This window comes from Methanobrevibacter sp., assembly GCF_036307625.1.
Lineage (GTDB): Archaea > Methanobacteriota > Methanobacteria > Methanobacteriales > Methanobacteriaceae > Methanocatella.
In genome coordinates, this window is sequence record NZ_JAXJXF010000055.1 from 1 (window position 1) to 6,631 (window position 6,631).

General features: G+C 33.6%; 6 protein-coding genes. 1 reads left to right on the forward strand and 5 read right to left on the reverse strand.

Annotation, left to right across the window (positions count from 1 at the left end):
• Nucleotides 1–107: 107 nt before the first annotated feature.
• The 4 genes from comC to psmB form a co-directional block, all read right to left on the reverse strand.
• Complete coding sequence (comC, locus tag UIB65_RS03355) at nucleotides 108–1,136, reverse strand: L-sulfolactate dehydrogenase (protein WP_330039712.1); 1,029 nt, start codon at nucleotides 1,134–1,136, stop codon at nucleotides 108–110.
• Nucleotides 1,137–1,161: 25 nt separating this feature from the next.
• Nucleotides 1,162–2,181 carry a phosphoribosylformylglycinamidine cyclo-ligase gene (gene purM, locus UIB65_RS03360; protein WP_330039713.1) on the reverse strand — a complete coding sequence of 340 codons (1,020 nt, stop codon included), beginning with the start codon at nucleotides 2,179–2,181 and terminating at the stop codon, nucleotides 1,162–1,164.
• Between the two features lie 117 nt (nucleotides 2,182–2,298).
• Nucleotides 2,299–4,212, reverse strand: a complete 1,914-nt coding sequence (locus tag UIB65_RS03365; protein WP_330039714.1) for a beta-CASP ribonuclease aCPSF1 — start codon at nucleotides 4,210–4,212, stop codon at nucleotides 2,299–2,301.
• A 130-nt stretch (nucleotides 4,213–4,342) separates the two neighbouring features.
• Nucleotides 4,343–4,957, reverse strand: a complete 615-nt coding sequence (gene psmB, locus UIB65_RS03370; RefSeq protein WP_330039715.1) for an archaeal proteasome endopeptidase complex subunit beta — start codon at nucleotides 4,955–4,957, stop codon at nucleotides 4,343–4,345.
• 188 nt (nucleotides 4,958–5,145) lie between these two features.
• On the opposite strand from psmB, the gene UIB65_RS03375 reads away from it, so the two are divergent.
• Nucleotides 5,146–5,883: a class I SAM-dependent methyltransferase family protein gene (locus tag UIB65_RS03375; RefSeq protein WP_330039716.1), complete on the forward strand. Its 738-nt coding sequence runs from the start codon at nucleotides 5,146–5,148 to the stop codon at nucleotides 5,881–5,883.
• On the opposite strand, the gene cofG is transcribed toward UIB65_RS03375, so the two are convergent.
• The coding region (cofG, locus tag UIB65_RS03380) for a 7,8-didemethyl-8-hydroxy-5-deazariboflavin synthase subunit CofG (protein ID WP_330039717.1) at nucleotides 5,870–6,631 on the reverse strand (762 nt) is incomplete at its 5' end. The two genes, UIB65_RS03375 and cofG, sit on opposite strands and share 14 nt — an antisense overlap.

Genomic DNA, 6,631 nt, shown 5'->3' on the forward strand with positions numbered 1-6,631 from the left:
AAGAAATAGAGAGAGCATTTGAAAACTAATATCTTCAGATGCCTTTTTGTGAAATTCATCTCCGACCTTAAAGAGGTCGGAGTATTCTTTCACCATAAGATAAATAATTATTCTTCTACATAAGAATCTATGTCAATATCTAAATTGTCACAGATTTGTTTTAATTGTTCGTATAATTTTTTATCAATTGCAACACCGTTGGCTTCAGCATCAGCAATTCTTTTAACTTCTAAATCTCCAGGTATGGCTACGGTTTCACCGGTAGACCTGACCTGTGATACAAAGTCCTCGGTATTTGCAACAAATTCACCAAAGTCTCCAAATTTGGATGGATCAATTACAACGTATAAATCTCCTTTAGTACAATCTTGGGTTGGTGAAGCAGTACCACTAACTCCAAGTCCATATCCTGCCTGTACTAGTGGACCGGTTAATATTTCAATTAATAATGATAATGCATATCCTTTAAATCCACCAAATGGCAAAATTGATCCTTCAAGTGCTGCTTCAGGGTCATTGGTTGGGTTTCCATCTTTATCCAATGCCCATCCATCAGGCAAGTCTAAACCTTTTCTTTTGGATTCGATGATTTTTCCACGTGCTGTAACGGATGTTGCCATATCTACAGTAATATATGTTTCGGATGGAATTCCTAATGCTATTGGATTGGTTCCAATTAAAGGTTTGCTGCCTCCTAATGGTGCAATAGCAGGGTCAGTATTTGCAATAACAAGTCCGATGCAGTTTTCTCTTAATGCCAAATCGGAATAAAATCCAGTTACTCCAAAGTGATTGGTGTTATGAACACCTACACATCCGATTCCTACTTCTTTAGCTTTTTTTATAGCTATTTGCATTGCTTTGTAGGATACGGCTTGTCCAAATCCACTGTTACCGTTGATTAAAGCGATTGCAGGAGTTTCTTTTTCAATAGTAATGTCATCTTTGAGATTTATTGTTCCTGATTTGATACTAACTAGGTATTGTGGGAATCTTCCAATCCCATGTGATGTAAATCCTTTTAAATCAGCATCTATTGTTGCTTCAGCTACAAATTCGCTGTCTTCTTCACTAGCTCCTAATTTTTTCAATATTTCTTTTACAAGAGCTATTTCATTATCTTTCATTATCTTCATTTACACACCTCTTATTTTTATCAAATCAGTATTCTATTTCGGATCCTTCAAAAGTTTTTACAGTAATTTTTTCATCATCGGTTACTCTACCGATAATTTGACAGTTACAGTATTCTTTCAAAGTTTCCATTATTTTTTCAGCTTCATTTTCTTCAGCAATTACAACAAAACCGACGCCCATATTAAATACTTTATACATTTCTTTGATGTCGACATTTTGTTCGTAAATAACTTTGAATATTTCTGGAACTTCTGGAAGGTCAGTGATATCGTATCCCACACCTTTTTTCAAACGTCTGAGATTTGTAAAACCTCCTCCAGTAATATGTGCAAGTCCATTAATATTATATTCTTTTTCAAATAATGCTACAATAGGTTTAACATATAATTCAGTTGGTCTAATTAATTCTTCACCGATAGTTGTTTCACCATTAGGCATTTTATCATCAACAGTAAATCCAGCATCATCGAATAATGCTTTTCTTGCTAAACTGTATCCATTGGAATGAATTCCATTACTTTCAATACCAATCAATACATTTCCAGGTTCTATGTTTTCACCAGTAATGATTTTATCAATATCTACAAAACCAATTCCAGTACCTGCCAAATCAAAATCTTTGATGATTCCTGGAAGTGAAGCTGTTTCACCACCAATTATGGCAATTTTTGATTCTTCAGCACCTTTAACAAGACCTTCAGCAATCTCACTAGCTCTTTCTGGGTCTGGTTTTTCAACAGCAAGATAATCTACTAATGCAATTGGTTCTGCACCTACACAGAGGATATCATTAACAACCATTGCAATACAATCTATTCCCACTGTATCGTATTTATTCATCATTTCTGCAATTAAAATTTTACTTCCAACACCGTCAGTACTCATTGCAATAGCTTTATCGCCTAACTTAACTAAAGCAGCATAATGACCACTGTCGGTGATGATATCTCTACATGATAATGTTGATTTAAGTTTATCTGCTAACTTTGAAACAGTTACAGCCTCAAGGTCTATATCAACACCGGATTCTGAATAAGTAACCATTTTAACACCTATAAGCTTCATTTGTTAATTTTTTTAAAAATAAATAATAAAATATTGTATTTAACAATATTTCCACATTTATAGTTTGTTTTATTAAGTATTTAATTGTTTTTTAAATTATTGTATTCTAACACAGTCCAAATTGATTGGAGTTTTGGTTTCAATTTTATAACTTCTATGAATAGAAGATGCTAAATCGACTGCTTTATAAGGGTCTCCGTGACATGTGATAACTTTTTCAGGTCTTGGATTAAGTCTTTTAACATATTCCATTAATTGCCTTCTGTTGGAGTGTCCACTGAATCCATTAATTGTTTTGATTTCCATTTTCACAAAGAATTGTCTGGTTCTACCATCATCATCTTCAAGAGGTATCTCTTTCCATCCTTTTTGAACTCTTCTACCCATTGATCCTTCTGATTGGTATCCTACGAAGATTAATGTATTTTTATCATCTTCACATAACCATTTGAAGTATTCTACTGAGTTTCCACCTGTTAACATACCTGAAGTGGATAAGATGATTGCAGGCTGTCTGCTTTCAACAATTTCTTTTCTTTGGTCTCTATTTTGAACTTTTTCAAACATGTCTGAGACGAATGGGTTTCTGCCCATGTGGAAAATTTGATCTCTTAAGTCTTTACTTAAGTATTCAGGTCTTGCAGTATGGATTGCGGTTGCTTCCCAAATCATACCGTCAATGTATATTGGTACTTCTTCAATTAATCCATGTCTCATGTACTCTTCTAAAACAACCATGAGTTCCTGTGCTCTTCCTACAGCAAATACTGGAACTAATACTTTTCCGCCACGTTTAAGTGTTCTGTAGATTGTTTTCATCATTTCTTTTTCGGCATTGTTCCTTGAAGGTTGCACATCTTCTTTTCCACCATAAGTACTTTCCATAATCACGGTTTCTGCGCGAGGGAATCTGATGGTTGCAGGTTCAAGTAATCTTGATGGTTCGTATTTAAAGTCTCCTGTATAAACTAAGTTATGAGCTCCATCTCCAATGTGCATGTGGGATATTGCGGAACCTAAGATGTGTCCTGCATTGTGCAATGTTAATCTTATGTCTGGAGAAATATCAGTTACTTCCCCATAGTCTAAGGTAATTGTATTTTTGATAGCTTGTTTCACATGTTTTGAGGTAAAAGGTAATGGATTTCCTTCCCTGTGGGCTATGTCCAAATGATCGAATTGTAAAAGAGTAGTCAAGTCTCTTGTTGGAGTTGTACAATATACTGGTCCTTCATATCCATAATGGTAAAGATATGGTACAAATCCACAGTGGTCTAAGTGAGCGTGAGATATAATAACTGCATCTAATTCTTCAATTGAAAATTCTGGTGCATTCAAGTAGGGGAATGCATTTTTATTATCTGATGCTGCAACATTAACTCCACAATCTAATAAAACACGACTGTTTGGTGTTTGTAATAACATTGATGAACGTCCAACTTCTTTAAATCCTCCCATAGAAGTAACTCTTGCCCAATCATTAGGGTGTTTGCTTCCCTGGTGAATTTGACGTCCGAGACGTTGTAACATTTTTTTTCTTTCTTTACTACTATTCTTTTGTATTGTTCTAATTTTTCCAATTATGTCTGAACTAATTGGAGGGGTTCTTAAGATTTTAGGTGCCCATCCAGTATTTTTAACAATATTTCTGGATGTTACTCCATATTTTCCAATAACCAATCCTGGTTTCTTTGCAGTAATTACTACTTCCCCAGTTACAGTATCAAAGTAAATGTCAGTAATTTCAGCTCCTTCAGGTACAATTTCATGAATTTTGTTGATAGTTTCTTCAGGTTCAAGTAATGCACATTTGTCGGATCTGATAATAATTCTTTTTCTAAGTTCTTTTGCAAGTGATCTTATAAGATCGCCATTTTCAGTTATAATTTCCGGATTTTTAGTATATACTACAACTTCTGGACCTTCAAATTCCACTTTTGAAACTTGAATTTCTTTTGGTAGTTTATCTAAAATCTCTTTTTTAATATCTTCTAAAATATCTGAAGTCATATAATCCCTTCAAAAAAAGTTGGTGTAGTATAATAGTTTATGAAAAGCTTTAAGCTATAAATAGTTAAATTCCATAAACTATCTACACTATTTATATAAAAAAATAGTTAGTTATGAAAAATTAGCTTACTTATATTTCTTTTAGAATTTCATTAATTTTTTCATTATCTAACATTTCAAAGCCGTTTTTATCTACTTTAGCAACTAAATATCCATTACCTGAATATGTGTCACGTTCAGCAGCGGCTCTAATAGCTCTTATGGCTATTTCAATTCCTTCATCAGTTGTTAAATCATCTCTAAATCTGTCTTCAAGAACTCCGTATGCAACGATAGAACCTGACCCAGTTGAGATATAAGTGTCTTTGATCATTCCACCAGCTGCGTCTAATGAATAGAGAGATGGCTTGTCACCATCCATTCCGCCAAGTAATGTCTGAATGTACATTGGTCCGGAACGTAAGATGTTTGCGGTTAATGATGCAGCAGCTTTTATGCTAATCTCATCGTTGTTCCTCATTTGGTAAAGAGAAACTTCTGCTTCAATAACTTTCATTAAACTTTGTGCATCTCCCACTGAACCAGCAATGGTAGTTACAATATGATCGTCAATTTTAAATATTTTTTCTGCGACTTTGTGAGCTACTAAGTTTCCCATACTAGCTCTTCTTTCGCTTGCAAATACAACTCCGTCTTTACAAGTAATTCCAACGGTTGTTGTACCTTCTAGTATTTTATCATCCATTTAAATACACCTCTATAGTATTTAAAATATCTTATTTCAACTACTTAATAGGTAGAATATAATAAAATCAATTAACTGAATATTTCATATTAATTTTATTTAAAATCAGAATCAATAATTAGTATAAACTAACAATATTAATATTATATATTTGCATATATAAACTTTTCTTTCAAAAGGTGAATAAATTGAAATGGAAACGTATTGGGGACATATTGATTTTAGATAGTAAATTTCAATATGGCTCCTATCAGGACTTAGAAAATCTATCAAAAAAGCATAATGTTAAAACTATAATGAAAATTGACCATATTCAGGGAACTAAAAGAGAACCGGTGTACAATATAATTTATGGCAGTGAAACCGAAACCATAAACAAAGAAAATGGCTGTCTGTTTAAATTGGATTTGGCGAAAGTGATGTGGTCAAAGGGAAATAATAATGAAAGATTACGTATTGCAAAATTAGTTGAAGATGATGAGGTTGTTTTGGATATGTTTGCAGGGATAGGTTATTTTTCAATCCCGATAGGTGTTCATTCTAATGCAAAACAGATATACTCAATTGAAATCAATCCCAATTCTTACTTTTACTTAAATGAAAATATTAAATTAAATAAACTGGATAATGTGACTCCAATTTTGGGAGATTGTAAAATTCACGCTCCAAAATATAAAGCCGATCGTATTGTAATGGGTTATGTTAAAACCACTCACCATTATTTGGATGTGGCTATAAACAGCTTAAATGAGGGTGGAATTCTGCATTATCATGAAACTGTCCCTGAAAAGTTGATGAAAACAAGGCCTGTTGATAGGATTATTTCTCAAGCGGGCGATAGGGATGTTGAAATATTAAAAATTAATAAAATAAAGAAATATGCTCCTGGTGTGGAACATATTGTTGTTGATGCTAGGATAAATTAGTGATTTTTTCCAGCAGGTATTCGCTTAGCCATTCTTCATTAATGTATTTTTCATAAATGCATAATCTTTCGGTCAATTCAAAACCTGCATCATTGGTTAGTTTTTCAAGTTCATCAATTCCTGGCCAAGGGGAAGTAATATTTACAAAATCTGGGCTTACGGGTGAGACTCCTCCCCAATCATCTGCACCGCATAGTAAAAATATTTGGGCGGTTTCATTGTTTAGGTTAGGAGGAACTTGTATGCTAATGTCTGTATCTTTAAATACTAAAGAACCTGCAATAACAGTTCTAATCATGTCCAAAAGACTTGGTTCTGACCAATTTTCCATTTTAATTCCTGGAATTGGTGTAAAATTTTGAATAATCACTTCTTGTATGTGTCCATATTTATCATAACTGTCTTTAATTGCAAGTAATGACTCAGCTATTTCTTCCTTTGTTTCACCAATGCCTATTAGAATTCCTGTGGTGTATGGAATTTTAAGTTTTCCTGCATTGGAAATGGTTTCTAGCCTAAGCTGCGGATTTTTACCTGGACTTTTATTGTGTGCAGGCAACTCCATTAATCTATTGGATGAGTTTTCAAGCATAAGACCCATTGAAGCATTAACTTCTTTTAATCTTTTCAGGTCTTCAAAACTGAAATTGCCCCCATTTGTATGGGGCAGCAATGAAGTCTCATCTAAGGTCATCTGGCAGACATCGACAATATAATCAATCATATTGTCGTACCCGAATTCTTTTAA